This is a genomic window from Microbacterium sp. LWS13-1.2 (assembly GCF_040144835.1).
Lineage (GTDB): Bacteria > Actinomycetota > Actinomycetes > Actinomycetales > Microbacteriaceae > Microbacterium.
The window spans coordinates 3,710,212-3,726,997 of record NZ_CP151632.1; the positions used below are offsets into that span (position 1 = coordinate 3,710,212).

General features: G+C 63.6%; 13 protein-coding genes and 3 pseudogenes. 8 read left to right on the top strand and 8 right to left on the bottom strand.

All coding sequences use genetic code 11. The features are described from left to right. Nucleotides 1-318: 318 nt before the first annotated feature. Nucleotides 319-2,277, bottom strand: a complete 1,959-nt coding sequence (locus MRBLWS13_RS17125; protein ID WP_349426528.1) for an AAA family ATPase — start codon at nucleotides 2,275-2,277, stop codon at nucleotides 319-321. Next, nucleotides 2,274-5,636 carry a helicase-related protein gene (locus MRBLWS13_RS17130; protein WP_349426529.1) on the bottom strand — a complete coding sequence of 1,121 codons (3,363 nt, stop codon included), beginning with the start codon at nucleotides 5,634-5,636 and terminating at the stop codon, nucleotides 2,274-2,276. Before MRBLWS13_RS17130 ends, MRBLWS13_RS17125 begins: the two co-directional genes overlap by 4 nt. 139 nt (nucleotides 5,637-5,775) lie before the next feature. Between MRBLWS13_RS17130 and MRBLWS13_RS17135 the strand changes: the two are divergent. The 3 pseudogenes from MRBLWS13_RS17135 to MRBLWS13_RS17145 form a co-directional block, all read left to right on the top strand. Next, a pseudogene (locus tag MRBLWS13_RS17135) lies at nucleotides 5,776-6,186 on the top strand (hypothetical protein); the annotation flags it as partial. 198 nt (nucleotides 6,187-6,384) lie between these two features. Next, nucleotides 6,385-6,534 (top strand): annotated as a pseudogene (locus MRBLWS13_RS17140) (translation initiation factor IF-2 N-terminal domain-containing protein); the annotation flags it as partial. 165 nt (nucleotides 6,535-6,699) lie between these two features. Then, nucleotides 6,700-6,789, top strand: a pseudogene (locus MRBLWS13_RS17145) (hypothetical protein); the annotation flags it as partial. 224 nt (nucleotides 6,790-7,013) lie between these two features. Here the strand turns inward: MRBLWS13_RS17145 and mcrC are convergent. The 4 genes from mcrC to MRBLWS13_RS17165 all read right to left on the bottom strand — a co-directional run bounded on the left by mcrC (nucleotide 7,014) and on the right by MRBLWS13_RS17165 (nucleotide 12,630). Beyond that, a complete protein-coding gene (gene mcrC, locus MRBLWS13_RS17150; RefSeq protein WP_349426530.1) occupies nucleotides 7,014-8,072 on the bottom strand; it encodes a 5-methylcytosine-specific restriction endonuclease system specificity protein McrC in 1,059 nt (352 codons plus the stop codon). Then, on the bottom strand, nucleotides 8,069-10,303 hold the full coding sequence (locus tag MRBLWS13_RS17155) for an AAA family ATPase (protein WP_349426531.1): 2,235 nt from the start codon (nucleotides 10,301-10,303) through the stop codon (nucleotides 8,069-8,071). Before MRBLWS13_RS17155 ends, mcrC begins: the two co-directional genes overlap by 4 nt. 138 nt (nucleotides 10,304-10,441) lie before the next feature. Continuing rightward, the gene (locus MRBLWS13_RS17160; RefSeq protein WP_349426532.1) at nucleotides 10,442-11,845 is read right to left on the bottom strand and encodes a PD-(D/E)XK nuclease family protein; all 1,404 of its coding nucleotides are present in this window, start codon (nucleotides 11,843-11,845) and stop codon (nucleotides 10,442-10,444) included. A 206-nt stretch (nucleotides 11,846-12,051) separates the two neighbouring features. Beyond that, complete coding sequence (locus MRBLWS13_RS17165) at nucleotides 12,052-12,630, bottom strand: hypothetical protein (protein ID WP_349426533.1); 579 nt, start codon at nucleotides 12,628-12,630, stop codon at nucleotides 12,052-12,054. A gap of 140 nt (nucleotides 12,631-12,770) precedes the next feature. On the opposite strand from MRBLWS13_RS17165, the gene MRBLWS13_RS17170 reads away from it, so the two are divergent. From MRBLWS13_RS17170 to MRBLWS13_RS17190, 5 genes are read left to right on the top strand one after another with little or no spacing between them, the layout of a single operon-like run. After that, nucleotides 12,771-12,989, top strand: coding sequence for a helix-turn-helix domain-containing protein (locus MRBLWS13_RS17170; protein WP_349426534.1), 219 nt, complete (start codon nucleotides 12,771-12,773; stop codon nucleotides 12,987-12,989). 46 nt (nucleotides 12,990-13,035) lie between these two features. Beyond that, nucleotides 13,036-13,293 carry a glutaredoxin-like protein NrdH gene (gene nrdH / locus MRBLWS13_RS17175; protein WP_349426535.1) on the top strand — a complete coding sequence of 86 codons (258 nt, stop codon included), beginning with the start codon at nucleotides 13,036-13,038 and terminating at the stop codon, nucleotides 13,291-13,293. Nucleotides 13,294-13,301: 8 nt separating this feature from the next. Next, entirely contained in the window at nucleotides 13,302-13,751 is a 450-nt protein-coding gene (locus tag MRBLWS13_RS17180) for a hypothetical protein (RefSeq protein ID WP_349426536.1), read from the top strand. A gap of 56 nt (nucleotides 13,752-13,807) precedes the next feature. Further along, nucleotides 13,808-14,650 carry a hypothetical protein gene (locus MRBLWS13_RS17185; RefSeq protein WP_349426537.1) on the top strand — a complete coding sequence of 281 codons (843 nt, stop codon included), beginning with the start codon at nucleotides 13,808-13,810 and terminating at the stop codon, nucleotides 14,648-14,650. Nucleotides 14,651-14,652: 2 nt separating this feature from the next. Beyond that, a complete protein-coding gene (locus MRBLWS13_RS17190) occupies nucleotides 14,653-14,913 on the top strand; it encodes a hypothetical protein (RefSeq protein WP_349426538.1) in 261 nt (86 codons plus the stop codon). 168 nt (nucleotides 14,914-15,081) lie between these two features. Here the strand turns inward: MRBLWS13_RS17190 and MRBLWS13_RS17195 are convergent, their stop codons facing one another. Further along, the gene (locus tag MRBLWS13_RS17195; RefSeq protein WP_349426540.1) at nucleotides 15,082-15,633 is read right to left on the bottom strand and encodes a recombinase family protein; all 552 of its coding nucleotides are present in this window, start codon (nucleotides 15,631-15,633) and stop codon (nucleotides 15,082-15,084) included. An 8-nt stretch (nucleotides 15,634-15,641) separates the two neighbouring features. After that, nucleotides 15,642-16,658, bottom strand: coding sequence for a zeta toxin family protein (locus MRBLWS13_RS17200; protein ID WP_349426541.1), 1,017 nt, complete (start codon nucleotides 16,656-16,658; stop codon nucleotides 15,642-15,644). Between the last annotated feature and the right edge of the window lie 128 nt (nucleotides 16,659-16,786).

The following is a 16,786-nucleotide window of genomic DNA, read 5'->3' on the forward strand; positions in this document are numbered from 1 at the left end:
TCTCGATCAGGGAAATTGGGCTCGATCTGCGCGGCTTGTGTCCACCTGGTGTCCACACTCGGTCGGCAACGTGGTCCCCCCACGTGGCCCCCGCGGAGAGGCGCGTCGAGCCAGTCGCGCGTATGTGTGCGACCTCGGGTCCACCTCGCTGGAGCCCTCCAACGATGCTGACTCGTGCTGTGGATGCCCCACATAGTCAGCCCACGGCGGGTCCGGTACCTGTTGCGCCGGGGATGTTGAATCCCGGGCGGCACCGTCCCGCGTCCCGCCGCGATCGGACGAGTTGCGGCCAAAGCGAGGGTCGAAAATCGGGCCTACTCATCGACGTAACGCGTCGGGGAGCGGCTTGATGTGAATGACGACGAGTTCACGATTCGCGCGTGTAAGTGAGGTGTACAGGGGCCCCTGCCGACCGACGTTCATCGGGAAATCAGTGGGCTCCACCACCACCACCGCGTCGAACTCGAGCCCGCGTGCAGCGTTCGGGCCGAACACGCGCACCGTCTTGCCATTGAGGGACCAGACTTCGACGTTGCCGTGCTGCCCTTGCCAACCCCGGGCACGAAGGAGCGTCCGAATGGTCTCGAAATTTGGGGAGATTACGGCAGTGGTTCCGGACGGGTAGGCCTCGAAGAGCCGCGCCAACTGGCTAGTGATAGCCAGACCGAGATCGTCAGATGAGGTCCGCATCACGACGGGGATCGGGCCAACTTTCTGGAACGCGCGAATCTTTCGTTCTGGTCTTGGGAGCAGCTTGTTCGCGTATTCGAGAATCGGGCGGGTTGAGCGGTAGCCGCGATCGAGCTGTCTGAACGCAACGCCGTCGTAGGAGACGTCGATCATCTCGAGCACCCTGTCCCAGTTATCGAACGTGTGGTCTGATCGGCGTTGATTGTGATCACCGAGGATCGTCCACGTTCCCGCGTTGATCGACTCGAGCAAGAACCACTCGAGCGAGGTCATGTCTTGCGCTTCATCCACGATGGCATGCGTGACGTTCGAGAGGGACCTGTGCTGCGTGATCGTCCATTTGATGAGGCTGATCAGCGCGGCGTGGGCGCGTACTTGCAAAGCCTGCGGATAGTTCGGCAGATCGACGAGGTAGGTTGCCCATTCCTTGTCGTGCGTCAGCGGCAAATCGGGTTTCCCATTAGCTCGCAGGTAGTCGTAGACCTCATGGGCGGCGATCCCATGCCTGCTCTTGGCTCGTAGCCTCGAGGCCGCGGCACGAGCCATGCTGCCGAGCTCCCAGTCGCAATCTCGCCATGTGGTCGAACCTGGCCCCTTCGGTGGAACCTTCGAGCCAAGCAGGAGCACAGCGAGTTCGATCGTTGAGAGAACATGGATGCGATCGTTGTCCTCGACGAGGTCACCGATCACCCCTCGAACGTGCTGCGAGTACCCGACGGTCGGTCCGACGATGAGGACGTCGCCTATGGTTGCGTTTTCGCCAGCCTCATGGTTGAGCAAGTACGCCGCGCGATGCGTTGCGACGATAGTCTTCCCGGTGCCAGGCGGGCCCTCCACGATGAGGTTCTGATCGGCCGGGTACGAGACGAGTTCGTACTGGTCTGGCTGCAGAGTGGAAAGTACAGGTCGTAGGGACTTGCCGCGCGGAGCTTCCATGCGTGACCGCAGCACGGCCTCTGCGCGGATCAGCGGTTCGGCTGCGGGCGTCGATACAGTCGGCCGCCTTTCCAGGTCTGGTGCGGAAGTCCCTTGAGGAGGTACCGCGAGCGGCGTCACTACTTGAGGTGCCGGCGGCGCGGATGGCCGTGGCCGCGGCAGCGGGCGACGTCTCGCGTCGGGCGCAGGATTCGGGATTGAGAGTGCGCGCTTCTCGAACGGAACCTCAAGTACGCCATCCCGAATGACATCTTCTGCGAGTGTCTTGATCTCACCATTGGGCTTGTGGTCGAAGGATCGGATCACGGCAACGTCATCACACCATTCGTGATGTGCGGTGCCCTGATAGAACGTGCATGCGACGGGTGCTGCCCAACTGAATACTTCGACACCATCGAGCTCGACATGCCGTTCGCCGATGTAGAAGTCATTCCTTCCACCGAGCATGTCGTTTGGATGCGTCAGCGCGACGCGACCTAAGAGGTATCCAAGTGGTGCGGGCGGGAACTTTGGACGACCATCGCCCGTCCACTGGGTGTTCTGCGGGCCTTCATATTTGATCGGTGCGCGTGCTTCATCCCTCACCCGCTGCGAGTACCGGCGCTGCGCCGCGCGTTCATCTTCGAGCGCAAGCTTCAGCTCATCGTTCACCGCGCCCCCTCCGGCACGAGCTTCACAACGCATGCAGCAAGGGGCTCGAGCAGAATCTCGGGCTGGCGCTCGTTTGCGAGCTCATTGGTAAGGCGCGCGAATCGACTTTCCGCTCGGCGGCGCTGACCATCGAAGAGCTTCATTGCCTTGGGGCCACGTTTGTTGATGCGGGCCGTCTCAATGCGCTTCTCGATGGTGAGGAGTCGGCGCTGATGCTGGTCGGTGAGCGTGATTCTCCGTGCCTCCAACAACGCATCAAACTCGCGGTCCCTTCGGTCCTGCTCGTCGGCGTGCCGAAGCGCAAGCTCATCCAAAGCGCGCTGAGCGATGTGAGGCAATCGTTCGACCTCAGTAAACGGATGATCGGCCAGTTGCCCCTGAGCAAGCGCCGCGAGTACCGCGTCCGCGGCAGAGTTGTTCGCAGGCCGCCCGTCCAATCCCACCGCGGCACCCCAGATCTCGTCACCGCCTCTGGAGGCGGCGACCGCCTTCGCGAGTACGACGACGAAGACGGCGTCGGAATCTATCGACGGAGACTCGACCCGAAGGGATGCGAATCTGGCCTGCCGGTGGCTGGGAACCTCGGCAGCTGCCATGGCCAGCGGGCTGGTGGCGTTGAGGAGCACGCCGCCTGTCTTGCGTGCGAGCTCTTGATCAAGCACGAGGTGGATCGGCACCTCGTTGCGAAGTTGTGAAGAGAACGCAGCCGTTTCGGCGCGAGTGCGTTGAGACCTCTTGTTGAGCTCGTCCACGCGAGCTGCCATCGCCGAGTTGCCACGCAGCTCCACCGTCAAGCCATCCCGGGCGAATCGGATCCCTTGTGCACCATCCACCCGCGCCCAATGATCGACAAGCAGGGCAAGCTCGCGCTGGCCAAGATAGCGGCCGCTCCGGAGCAGGTCATCTTCGAGTCCTGCGACGTCGACGTCGTTGCTCACCAGGAGGCTGCTCGCGGCATCCGCGACATCCTTGAGGCCAGCACGCTGCTCTTCGAGCGCGAGGAGGGCCTCGTGCACCTTCTGCGCGCGTTGAGCGTCGTCAAGGGTGAAGTCGAAGCCGGCTTTCAGGACCTCAGGTGCTGCCGCAGCGATGATGGGTTCCAGCGCACCGATCGATGACTCGAAGATCTTGATCCGTGTAAGGAGCCGCGCCAGGATGCGCTCGTCGATTGTCCGATCATTCACGAAGTTGACGATGAGCATTGTGTCTTCGGGCTGACCAATTCGATCGATGCGGCCGATTCGCTGCTCGATCTCCATCGGGTTCCACGGCAGGTCGTAGTTGATGACCGCCGAGCAGAACTCGAAGTCGAGACCCTCGCTCGCGACACGGTTGGCAAACACAAAGTCGAATGCACCAGCTCGGAACTCGGACATTATGGTTCGTCTCTGGTCTCGACTCACACCACCGTGCATCACGCCGATGCGGAACTCGTTCTTGAGCCGCGATTCGAGATACGCAAGCGTGGGGCGGGAGAACGTGAAGAGCAGCGCGCGCCGATTCTGGAGCTTGAGGTTGCGCAGCGACGCCCGCAGCTCATCGAACTTGGTGTCGACCGTGTCGCCCAGACGACGAGCCGCCGCGACGAGCGCAGCGTGCGGCGCGACGCGGCCGACCGCGTGGTCGTCATCCTCGTCCGTGACAGTTCCGAAGTGTTCGGGGTCTAGCACCGCCTGACGCGCCATCGGAAGACACGCGCTCGCGAGCCGCAGGGGCATCTGCATCGAGAAGTACAGATTGCTGTCCATCTCTCGTGCACGTGCCTTGCACCACTCTACGTACTGCTCGTAGAACTCGAACTCTGCGGCGGTCCACTCGACGTCGTGGCGGTCTTCCGTTCGCTTGGCTTTCCGTTCGTCGACTTCGACCTTCTTCGTGCGGGTGATGACTGCGGAGAGCGTGTTCAGGTCCGCGAGGTACCTCTTCGCATGGATTACGTCGGACGCGTCGAGTGAGGGTTTCGAAAGCAACTCGGTGAGCAGCTCGAACTCTGGTCGACGCATGATCGACGCACCGAATGTGCTCCTTTCGAGTCGCTCCAGTGTTCTGAGAACTTCGCGTCCTCCCGCACCCGGGCGCACAAGGTCTGCGGCGGCCGTGTTTATCACGGCGTTTGGTTCCAACCGAAGGTTGAGGTCCCAGATGCTGCCGAAATCTTCGGGAGCAAGAAGCTCGAGCAGGCTCAGAAGATCGCCCTCACCCAGGTTGATTGGCGTAGCGGTCAAGAAGACCAGGTTGTCTGCCCAGTCGGCGAGCTCTGTGCCCAGTGAGTAGTTCTTGGTGGTTGGGTTGCGCATCGAGTGCGCTTCGTCCACGATCACGAGATCGAACTCCGGCGGGAGATCCTCCAACTGTTCGAGACCGCTCCAGCGTCGAAGTCTCTCGATGCTGCAAATGTAGGAGAGCCTGGGTGGAAGGCGGTTCTCGAGGTGCCGATTGAGGAACTGATCGAGACTCTGGTTATCGAGCTCGACAAGCTCGAAGCCGAACCGATCCTCCATCTCCTCTTTCCACTTGCTAAGAAGGTTCGAGGGGCAAACGATGAGGACTCGGTCCGCCTCGGTCCGCGCCTCTAGTTCGGTCCAGATCAAGCCCGCCTCGATCGTCTTACCTAGCCCGACTTCATCGGCGATGAGAAGTCGGGCCTTCCCCGTCTGAAGGAGCTTGAGTACCGGCTTGAACTGGTACGGGCGGAAAGTGGTGCGGGTCGCTCGAAACGAGAACAAGGTGTCCGCGAACTTACCGCGAAGCTTCGCTCGGGTCAGGGTTGCGCCAAAACTCGCGGCGTCGGTCGGCGGTTCGAGCACCCAGGTCGTGGGATCGTCGTGGGCTGGCACCGGTCGAAGTCGAGACTCAACGACGTCCTGCGGTCGACCGTCGATCACGACAGAGTACGACCAGCTGTCGCGCAGGAACTTCCGGGCGCGCACCACGACGTCCGCACCGCTCGGATGCGTTATCGCAGCCTCGTTGACAGCGAAAATCGGCGCCGGCACCTCGATAGCGGATGTCCATAGCGATTCTGCCCACTCCCACGCATTCGCCAGGGGGTCATCATCGGCTAGGTCAGCGAGCTCCACGACCGACGAATCCGCCGGCGCTTTGCCGATTCCGACCTGAACCACAAGGTTCCCGTCGTCAAGACCCTCGAACCAGTAGACGCCTTCAGGAAGCGGGGGGTCAGCTCTCCACAGCACACGACAGTTGGAGACCTCGTCGGCCACGCCCCGGACCGCGGTGTCCAAGATCAGGGCGCGATCGAAGCGCCCACGGGCAAGCGGGAGATCCAGCCCGTTCGAATCCGGGTGATAGCCGAAGGTCGGCCCCACTGGATCCAGGTCGTGCTTCGACGAGGTCATGTCATCTCACTCCATTGATAAGTCGCAGGAGGGTGCCCATATGGGACCGGACAGCCCCCAGAGCTGACGATCATCAGAATGCTACGGGGTGCGGCCGACAGGCCGCACCCCGTTGTCGCGCCGTGGGCAGGGGAGCGGCATGCGGAGCATTAGCGACAGCGAAGGATGGGTCGACTACGGTCGAGTCAAGATCCATCAGCCGACCGAGGACGGTGGTGTGGTGCCGAAGCCCCCGAAGCCCCGCGTGTACGAAATTGCGAGCGAGTTCGGCGTCTCTACCGAGGTCGTCCTCGAGAAGTTAGCCACCCTCGGCGAGCCCGCGCCCGACCAGTTCTCGCCGCTTCAGCCGGAGGTAACTCGAAAACTCCGTGCTGCCCTCGAAGAGAGCTCACCTGGGCAGGCGACGCGGGCGCCAAGGGCACCGCTACAGCGCGCGCTCGAAGCTGTGAGTCGTCGCGTGAAGCCGCGAAAGCCGCGTGTACACGAGGTCGCCGACGAGTTGGGGATCGATTCGCGGGTCGCACTGGCAAAGCTCAAGGAGCTCGGTGAGTTCGTCAAGAGTCCTTCGTCCACCCTCCAGCCTCCCGTCGCGCGCAAGCTGAGAGCTGCGATCGAGGCTAACCGCTCGATTGGCTCTACCGCGACGGAGGCTCACCACGACCCAGTCCCACCGTCCTCCGGAGCCAGCGAAACGCGTGCTCCGACGCCCGCCGCGGCTTCTCCGCCCACTCGTCCCGCGAAATCTCGGGTGCATGAGGTTGCCTCAGAGTTCGGAGTGGATTCGTCGGTTGCGCTCGCGAAGCTCAAGGAGCTCGGCGAATTCGTGAGAAGCCCCTCATCGACACTCGAGCCCCCGGTCGCACGAAAGCTGCGGGCCGCCCTTGAGGCTGATGGCGCAGCGCACCTGAGCAGGATGGGCGTTGTGGCGGAGCTCAGCCCATCACTTTCGGGCGTCGACGCGAGGCAGCAGGGTGCCGAATCAACGCGTCCTGGTCCCCGCCCGCGTGTGCATGAGCTCGCGGCCGAGCTTGGCGTCGACATCGCCATCGTGTTTGCAAAGCTCAGAGATCTCGGGGAGCCCGCTCGAAACCCCTCTTCCGCATTGGATCCCTCCGTAGCGGTCAAGGTCAGGGCCGAGCTCCGCGGCGGCTAACCTACCCCGGGAGAACTACCTGCGTCCGGCTGGCGCGGTCTCGGTGCGCCTCAGTTGTCGTCAGGGCGAGGGACGCATCGTTCGTCGTCTGGATCGGGTGCGTTCACCGGATGGCGAGGGCGCACTCGCGCGGCTCCGACTGACTGAGCACCCCGTCCGAGGGCCGGGGAGCAAGGAGGGAGTAGCTGGGAGCCTTGATGACTCAGGTTCTCTGTGTTGAACGCTCAGGCGGCGACTGGAGCGAGCCAGTCGAGCACGCCCTCGAGTCGGGCAGCGATCGATTCCCAAGGTTGGTTCAGGTCAAGTGTCTGAGCACCGATTCTGTTTCCTTGGACGATCACGTCCAGGTCCGGTTGAGCGGTTGCCTCGGTCTGTGCGTAGAGCAGGAGGCCGCTCACCGCGCCGGTGCGCTTACGATCCTCGTTCTTGACATACGCAAGGACCTGATACAGGTTGCCAGAGTGGACGGTCTCCTTTCCGCTCAGACCCTGTTGGAGAGTGTGGCCGTAGTACTTGGCGTCGATGATGAGCGTTCGGTTCGCGGAGCGTAGCGTGACGTCGGTGCGCATCTCCGGTAGCTGTCCGCCGAAGAGACTTGGCTGATCGAGATCCCACGTAATGACGCGCGCTCCCGGGGAGAGTTCGGGATGGTGGAAGGCGTAGTACTCGCGCAAAAACCGCTCGTAGAGGACGTTCATCCTCTCGTCGGGGAGCCAACTCGCAAGCCGCGCAGCGCCCGCGGACTCGGTGGGGAGTAGTCCGCGGATGATGAGCTCGCAGACGCCGAGCAGGAGCCGATAGGACGTGTTCGATCGGTGGTACGTGAGCGACTCCCAGCTAATCGACCTCGGCGCGATTGAGGTCACCGTATCGAGATAGGGGAGCACCCGACGGAGTGCGTCCTTCCGTGGCGTGGACACCTCGCCGTGTCGGATGAGAAGGATGATGGCAGCTTTCAGCGCCTGATTGTGGGGCGTGTCGATGTCGTACTCGTCGAACTCGCACACCAGACGTCCTCGCGTGATCGAGCGCGCGCTAGCCGTGCGTCCAACGTTGATGCGACCGCGTACAGTGGCCAGTTCTTCACTCACCGCGAGGTAGTCGCGATGGAGGCCGCGCTTGACCTGTGTGCCGACGCCGAAGGCAAGGATCTCAGCAAGGAGATCGTGCAAGTGATCGAACTTCTCGCTCGCGATGCGATCGGCACCTTCGTTGCGCACGGTCCTGAACGCGTACGCGAGCATGACGTACACGTTCCGGATGACGATGCTGCGGTCGATCACGCGATGGCGCCCCGCAACCTGGTTGACCACTTCTGGGCCACGTCGGGCTCGTCGAACCAGTACTCGTCGAGGAGGGGAACGAGTTCATCCTCCACGACGGAGTAGAGCCATTCGTCGGCCAGCTCATCGTCGGGCGGTGCGCTCAGATAGCTGTGTCCGACAGCAAAGCCCGGTCCGAGCGCCGGATCCGCCGTGATGGCACGGTTGAGGTCGAGGATGACGCCGATCAGCGCATCGAGCGCAGGGCTCTGCACCGACTGTTGCCAAGATGTAAACCCGTTCGAGTCGAAGCCGGGGGCCATATGAAAGAAGCCGAAGCGTCTGCGCAGCGCATAGTCGAGGACCGCGAGGCTCCGGTCGGCGGTGTTCATCATCCCGATGATGTGGACGTTCGGTGGGACTGAGAACTTCTCGTTCTTATATAGGAGGCGCAACTCCTGGCCGCGCTTGTCTGCCTCGATCAGCATCAGGAGTTCCCCGAGGATCTTGGAGATGTTCCCCCGGTTGATCTCATCGATGATGAAGAAGTACGGACGATTGACGTCGTCCTTCCGTGCTTCTTCACAGAAGCGGTAGAACGGGCCCTCAGCGAGCGTGAACCCGCCAGACTCGGTCGGGCGGTAGCCCATCATGAAGTCTTCGTATGAGTAGCTCTGATGGAACTGCACCATCTGTACCCGAGGAAGATCCTTCGCGCCCATGATGGAGAAGGCGAGCCGCCGGGCTGCGAACGTCTTCCCCACTCCCGGCGGACCGGCGAGGATCACGTTCTTCTTCCGCAGCAGGAGCCCACGGAGCCGCTCGTATGCATCCTCTGTGACATACACCTCGTCGAGGAACGCTTCCCGGCTGTATGACGGGGGCGGGGTCACGAGTTCGACTTCTTCGTGGTCGTCGTCCTCCTCGCCTGCGAAGAGTGCCTCAAGGTTCCCGACGTAGTCCCGGTAAGACGTGATGTCGGTCAGGGTCTTCACGGCGGCGTCACCGGGATGCACCCACGAGCCAACGTGAGTCCAGTTCACGGAGCGAACGTGACGGAACTGCCCGCGCTCGGGCTCGAACCTAGCTTCAGAGATCACCTCCCCTCGACCGACGAGTTCCCGCCTGCCGCGCTTGGCGTAAACGACGTCGCCTACCGCGATCTCGTTCTGGAACTGCCACAGGCAGAGCACGTCATTCTTCAACGACGACGTGGAACCGGATGCTGCTGCCAGATCGACTCGGATTGCTTCGCGGTCCGGATACCCGGCGAGATCGCCAACCTCATCCCAGCCGAGCGCCATGATTCCCTCGGCGCGAAAGGAGTCCCACTCTGAGGCTTGCGCCCCCGGTGAGTAGAGCCAGTGGTGCCGTGGACGCGGCTCGTCAACGGTGGGCTTCGGGGGCTTCACGGTGTCCCACATGGCACGGACATTCGGAGTCCAGAAGTGGAACGGCTCCGCTATCTCTGCGGCCAGTGACGCCCGGATGGCAAGCAGATCGCGATCCAGGGACTGAGCGTCAACGCCGCTAGCCCCGCCGATCCGGTCGGCAAGTCCAGTGCGGATCTGCGTCTTCATGTTCACCGACGAGATCGGCTCAAACACGTCAGGGAACGCGAGAAAGAGCATTGCATTGCGGATGTCGGGGGTTCCGTCCCCGATGTCGAGCATGATTTGCTGGACCTGCCACGGGTGGCCCACCGCGCCTCTGCGCTCCTCATCTGACAAGCCCCGCCATTCACGTACAAACGTCGCTGCCCAGATCAGGTGAAGCCAGAGCCGACCGTTGTAACCCTGATTGCCTGCGAAGCCTGCATCGCCAGAAGGCCGATCCAGCGCGTCGTTCATCCATTCCGGAATCTCAGGGACCGGCTCGGCCAAGTTCAGGACCCGAGTGAGATGCTGTCGGCGTGTTGCCGGTGAGGCGTTCGAAACCGGCTGCTCACGCAGGAAAACCAACTCAGCCGCCATCAGCACGACGTCGCGCGAAGCACCCGCGAGCTGAAGCTCGAGCTTGTCCCACTGGCCGGCATCCGGGCCGATCAGCGGATTGTCCTCGATCCGTCTGCGCAGGTCTTCAGCGGCCGCCGCTGTCCAGACGGTCACTGCTGGATCGATGACCGACCGACCGTCCCCCAGCATGTGGTTGAAGACTTCAGCAACCTGCCGCGCAACGGCCATGTCCGCTTCGGGGCGGGACGGCAATGCGATGGCAATCGTGTCTGCGTCATCGGGCAGGGTGTTCGCCATTCTCGGTGCTCCAACGCTCTCGCTACGTTCCACCGCACGGGACGCGATCGAGGAACGAGTATCAGTTGACCGTATCGAGTTTCGCGGTTCGAGGAGACGCGATGGCCGCGCCGTGTCTCCTTCCGCACCGATTGACGCTCATCCCGACATCGGACGGCCGTGCACGGCGGCGCCGATCGACTCAAGGCTGCTGTTGACAGCATGGGTGGCGTCGATCAGACCCTGAACGCTCTGGTCAGGTACTTTCACATAGCGGTAAACGAAGTCGGGCGCGAAGTGGCCGAAGTGCCCGCGTGGCTTTGCATCGCTGTCGGGCGACGCAAGGATGTCCGATAGCGACGTGAGATCGAACAACTCAGGATGCTCAGAGGCGAACGCCTCCCGCGCCTGCCTGTCCGCAACGGACCGCCCGGAGAGGTGGGGGAGGACTGCGCACAGTCGAAACTGTCCCTCTTGGTACTGCCACCCTGCCTGAATCTCGACGCCGTCCACGCTGATGTGTCGCCTCCAGCCGACAAGGGGATGTCCATGGCTGATGGCTGCTTCCGTCCAGCCCACACCGGGGCCTTCTGCGGCGAGTACCGTTTGAACCCGGCGAGCACGGAGCTTTCGGAGCGCTGTGCGGGTCTGCGACGAATCGATCTCCGCGAGTTCGGCGCTATCCAACCACGTGGATTCGCTAGGCGAGTGGACAACGGTGGTGTCCAACAATGCGCTCAGAAGCCGGACGACGCGGGAGTAGCGACGGATGGTCTCGATCTCGTAGCCCTCGGCCTCGACGTCTCCAAGTGCTACGTCAATGCGTTCAGCGAGATCCTGATAACTCAGATAGTTCCAACCGTCGATGGGTTCACGGGGCGAGGACATGCTCAGCAGAACGTGCTGGGAGGCGGCGCCCTTCCACCGGGCTGTTTTGGCACGGTACTCGTGCAGCTGGTTGGCTTCGGGAAGCGAGAACACTTTGTTCTCGATCACGAGCGGTGCAGCGTCGGGCCAATGCAGGACGAGGTCGAGGTTCTCGCGTTCCCGCTCCACGTGTCGGTGACGGGTCGCGTCGTCTTCGATGTCCACGGAGAGGTCACGGAAGACGGCGTCAGCGAGCTCCGGTAATGCGTCGAAGAACCACGCGAGGAAGTTGCTGTGGAACAACTCGCGCTGCCCGTACATGATGCGTGCGAGCGGCTCGACATTGAGTTCGCGAGCGATGACCCCGACCGGCTGCTGTTCGCTCGGAGGGATTCCGTCCAGATAGAGACGCACGGGGTTCGCGGCACCTCGCGGTGGTGCAAGGCGCTCGACGCTTGTTCCGACGACATGCAGCTCCGGCGCTGGAACGCCGTGGAAGCCCCAACGCCCTTTCGCGTCCCCAGAATGCCATGACTCGATCCGATACGCGCCGCGCACGACCCCGCCCGCGACGCCGAGTGCATAGACCGCGCGCTCCCGCGTAGTCGCGCCCACCTTCCAGTACATGCGCGTTGCGTCGTATGTGGCCTGATCACCTGCGCCCGGCGCCCACGCGCGGTTGATCACGAAGATCACCGCTGGAGCGGCGACAGCGGGTATCGGAGCTGGCTGGTGCATGACCAAGAAGCTATCGGCAGTTGTGGCCCTGCAAGGTTGACGGTGAGTTCGCAGCAACGACGCACCGCAATCGCACTTGGATCAAGTTCTACGGAGCCGATCTGCGTTATGTGTCTCGGGTCGTTGATCTTCGCGGCCCACATTGTTCGACGCTGGGCACTCAGTCATCCGCTCGCTGGCCGGCCCACGTTCGACGTCATCCCCGCCAGCCAGCCCGCAGCCCTGGCCTTCTGAACCCAATCCGAGGCGGTGCGCTCGGGCACGTCGAGCTCGAGTGCGATGAGCTTGACAGGCGGAAGGTCCGCGAGCGCTGCGGTGCCGTACAGGATCTCGATGACCTCCCACCGCTCGTCCTTCATTCCTCGCTTCACCACGGCTTGCGCCATCCATGCGGGGATAATGCGTCCCTCCGCCGTGGTGAGGTCTGCGACCGTCGTCCAGGGCGCGCCAGGATCTTCATCCAGCTGAAGTGCGACGCAGTGGGGGATGGCGACCTGCAGGATCGCCTGCGGCGCGGCGTGCTTCAGTCGGTCCTCGTTGAAGTCCTCTGCGATCGCGCGGTTGACGATCGTCGTGATGATGTAGCGGCCGCGGGTCGCGCTGTAGTGAGCCTCGATCGTGGTCTCGACTCCGGTCGTCTCGTCGACGGCGGTGGCGGTAAAGGCTGGCGCAATTCGCAGCGCGGATCCGACTGACTGTGACGCAGCATCCGCCGACATCGTCTTGCCATCGGGTGTCTTCACGTCGACCTTCACCCCCTCATCTTGTCCTACTGCGGAGGAGTTCTACAGAAACCTCTTGACTAAGGATACGCATTAGGAGTGTACTGCTGTCAAACGTCAGATTTAATCCGCAAGAGGAGGCGAGTTCTATGACCACAGCGATGAACTCTGACACTTCCGGCCTCAGCCACGTCTACCTGAGTCCAGACGAGCTCGCGGCGGCTCTTCCGGGCGTCACCAAGAACACTCTCGCGATGTGGCGATACGAGAAGAAGGGGCCGCCGTACCGCAAGCTCGGCCGCATCGTCGTGTACGCACTCGACGAGGTCGAAGCGTGGATCGAAGACGGCGCTCAAGCGGGCGGCCCCCATGCGCGTTAGCAGGTTGTCTCACGATCACGGACCTGACCCCGACCCGTCGGGGCGGATGATCATCGTCTACACGACCGGGCCCGAGTGCATGCGGTGCACGATGACCAAACGGCTGCTCGCGCAGCAGGGCGTTCGATTCATCGAAGTCGACATCCGAACCAACCCAGCTGCTCGCGAATACGTCGTCGATGATCTCGGGTATACCCAAGCACCGGTCGTTGTCGTCAGCGACGAGGACCACTGGAGCGGATTCCGACCGGACAAGCTCGACGCACTTGCTTCGCGCCTGGGGAACGTCCGATGTGGCGGCTGAGTACGCCAGTGGTGGGGGAGAGCCTCGCCGAAGCAGGGGAGCGCATTCACGCGGCGGCTCCGATCCGCGGCGAACGCGCCACCGATGAGGACTGCCGGATCCGTCGCGAACTCATCAATGACACCCTCGCCGCCCGCGCAGTCGAATCAGGCGACCGCAACTGGCACACGGCTCAACTCGTCGACGGTCACGTCGTCGGAGTCTGGGCCGACTCCGCCGATGAGGCAGAACTGGACCTCACCGTGTGGTGGGGTGTCCGTTGCCACTGGGTCGTCGTAGATCCGGGATGCCGGCTGTTCCAGGAATACTTCCCGCGCGGCAAGCGGTCGGCGGTCGAGGCCGACCGGCGGTTTCCGCTGGCGCCGCCGCGCAGCATCCGTGATCGCTTCGCACCCGCCGACTCGTTGCTTGACGGAATCTGGGCACCGACGCGGTCCGACGCGTCGATGGTGAGGTGAACACCGTGCCCGACGACGAAGCCGAGCGGCTCGAGCGCGAGGGCGAAGACATCCGGGTGCAGATCGCCCGCGCACGAGCGGCAATCCACGACCGCGAGAAGCAGCGCAAGGAAGCGCGGCGCCAGTACGCCCGCGACTACTACGCGCAGCACCGTGAGGAATATCTCGAGTACCAGCGGCAGTATCGCGCCGAGCAGCGGGAGAAGGATCCTGAGGCGTACCGGCAGGGCAAGCGCGAGCGGAGTCGGCGCTGGCGTGACAAGCACAAGGATGAGGTGAATGCGCGACTCCGCGAGAAGTACCGCGAGGACCCCGAGAAGCATCGCGAGCGTCGGCGTGAGTTCTACGCCGAGCACGCCGAGGAGCAGCGGATGCGCCGCCGCGAGTACTACGCCCGCAACAAGGAGAAGCAAAACGCCGCCCACCGCGCATGGCGCGATCGCGAGAAGCGTCGCCGTGACGCGGGGTTGCCGGTGCGTCGCGTCCATCGCGCGACGAAAGCTGAGCAGTTCGAGAACCGCTCCGCAGCGGACGAGTTCTTCTCACGGGTGTGGACGAAGGAGGAACTCAAGATCGCCATGAAGAGCATCGAGACGCCGGCCGACGTGTGGGCTGCGTGGAAGCGCGATTGTCTCAAGGCCCGTGCGGAGTATGCGTTGGCACAGCAGAAGGAGGAGTTGGCGCGACTTCAGAAGGAACTGGGCCGCGCGAGGCCCGGCCCCAAACCGAAGCCGCGTCCGACGCCGCGAGAGATCGAGGAAGCCCGCATGGATGCCATCGCCCGCCAGGTGAACGAACGCTTGCGTCACCGTGAGCAGCCACGGCATCCGCACCACCTCGACCTTGCTGCGCCGCATCCGATGCTGCAGCCGAACAACCCGATGGGAATGAGCCGATGAGGATGATCGACCGCAGCCACACCGAGAAGGTGCTCTACCGCGTCGCCATCTGCGCGTTCACCTACTATCCGGAGAAGCCGGAGCAGGGGCCCGGCTACGACGTCGAGGAAGACGTCGCGTGGTGCACGTTACCGCTCGAGAATCGACTGCCGCGGCCAGATCTCGAGATGTTCCGGAATGTGATCCGGATGCTGATCACCGTGCCGACGGTGGACCGGCGGCCTTTCATAATGAAGCTGGCGGAACTTTCGGGGGAAGGATGAGGGCGGCAGTTCTTTCTGGCGGCCGATCGTAGCGACCTACGCCGTGCTCCGTTCCGGCCCTGCGGCATATCCTCCCTCGCTTCGCTCGGTCCGGTAATCCTCGGGCTCGGCACTGCGCACGCCTGCGGTCGCGATGTGAGCCACTGCCAGGAAGAACCCGAGGCGTGGTCAGGGTCTGTCGGGAAACACGGCAAGCGAGCGTTGAACGGCATTGGCGCTCACGCCGAGAACGCGGGCGATATGCGTCACCGGCCGGCCGAGATTCCGCAACTCCTGGGCCATGGCAACCCGTTCCGGGGTCATGACCGTTGGGCGGCCGGGGCGCCGACCCTCGCCAGCAGCGGAGGCCATCCCCGCCCGCGTCTGAAGACTGGATAGTCGACGTCGCAGTGATTCGAGTGCAGCGATCACGTGGGCCGGATCAGCCTGCCCGCCGGCGGAGAGGAGCGGATCGGACAACGAACGGAAGGTAACGCCTCTCGCCGACAGCCCCGCGACGGTACCCATGAACTGTGGGACTGTCGGTGCGAGCATCGCCGCGCTCGTGACGATGAGCGTGTCGCCCGTCTGAAGAGACTCGAGGCACTCGCGAAGCCCTGCGCGCTTGGCGGCATCGGCGGAGTCGTCATCGGTGAACACAGCGGAGGCGCCGGCGAGCATCAATTGCTCCACGTCCGACGCCGTCCCGAGTCCCGGTGCGAGCTTGCGGGAGTAACCCACGACGCGAGTCACCGCGAGAAGCCCTCACGTTCTGGGCCAGCCGGCGCAACCACCGGGGCCGCGAGATCCACTGGCTGCTCCCGCAGGAGCGAACGACGCAACGCGACGAGGCTCGCCACCGTCTTCTGCTCGATCGCGATCGTGAACTTGCCGTCGCTCGGAACGTGCAGGTCGGGAATAACCTCGCGCAGCGCCACCTCGTGCAGATCCACAAGCAGATCGGTCACGCCGCGGGGCAGATCACGACGGGATGCCGCGAACACGGTGACGTGGTGCAGCTCGCTCAACCACTGCGTGGCGTCGAAGCGGCTCAGTCGGCCTGACTGGGCAGCTTCCAGCGCCGCGCCGGCACCTCGGAAGGCGTCACTGCCATCGGGGCGACGGGCATCGAACGCAGTCTGACCGTTCCGGTTCAGGATCGTCAGGCGGTCGACGGATGCCGTATCCTCGACGGTCGCGACGAGTCTGCGTGTCGCCTCGAATGCTCGATCGTGGGCATCGCGGCTGACGAACCGCGCGGGGGCGGAGGCGTGTATGTCGCGGAGGTAGAGCGAAGCGACCGAGAGCAGGCTCTCAGCGCGACGGGATGCCACCACGACCACGCGCGTCTGAAACCCCTCAGCGGCGAACCGCTCGGCCGTTCCGATCGCTACCTTGGCGTCAAGGGAGGCACCCTCGATGAGCAGCGATCGCTTGTTCTCGCGCGCGAAACGGATGCAGTCGCGAACCCATCCGGCTGTTGTCCGCGCAAGCCCCTCCCGCGCCTCGGGCGATGACGTTGCGCTGATCTGAGTGAATCGGGGGTGGAACGCTCGCATGTCGTCATTGCTGACGACTGCGACATCGGATCGCTCCTCGGCGAGGAGTTTGCTCGTCGCGCGAGATCGCCCCGCCCCAGGCTGGCCAGAGAGAAGGATCAGGCTTGGCGAAGCCTCCGACGGCGTGACGGAGGGGAAGTACAACGGCAGGATGCCGTGCCGCAGGATCTCGTCGCGGTCGTCGTCATCCAGCTCCCACCCGCTCACGGCTTCGACTCCGTTAGTACCTTAATTCGCCCGTGGATTCGGTCCGCGAGCGTGGACACGGCTTCACGATCGTACGAGGCCACCCCGAGCACGGAGCTTCGGAGCTGCGTGGCTTCGGCGCCCGCCTC

Excerpts from the sequence above, each read along its gene's own strand:
- MRBLWS13_RS17170 (WP_349426534.1), top strand. The coding sequence starts at position 12,771 with ATGAACTCTGACACTTCCGGCCTCAGCCACGTCTACCTGAGTCCAGAC.
- nrdH (WP_349426535.1), top strand. The coding sequence starts at position 13,036 with ATGATCATCGTCTACACGACCGGGCCCGAGTGCATGCGGTGCACGATG.
- MRBLWS13_RS17130 (WP_349426529.1), bottom strand. The coding sequence starts at position 5,636 with ATGACCTCGTCGAAGCACGACCTGGATCCAGTGGGGCCGACCTTCGGC.
- MRBLWS13_RS17155 (WP_349426531.1), bottom strand. The coding sequence starts at position 10,303 with ATGGCGAACACCCTGCCCGATGACGCAGACACGATTGCCATCGCATTG.
- MRBLWS13_RS17190 (WP_349426538.1), top strand. The coding sequence starts at position 14,653 with ATGATCGACCGCAGCCACACCGAGAAGGTGCTCTACCGCGTCGCCATC.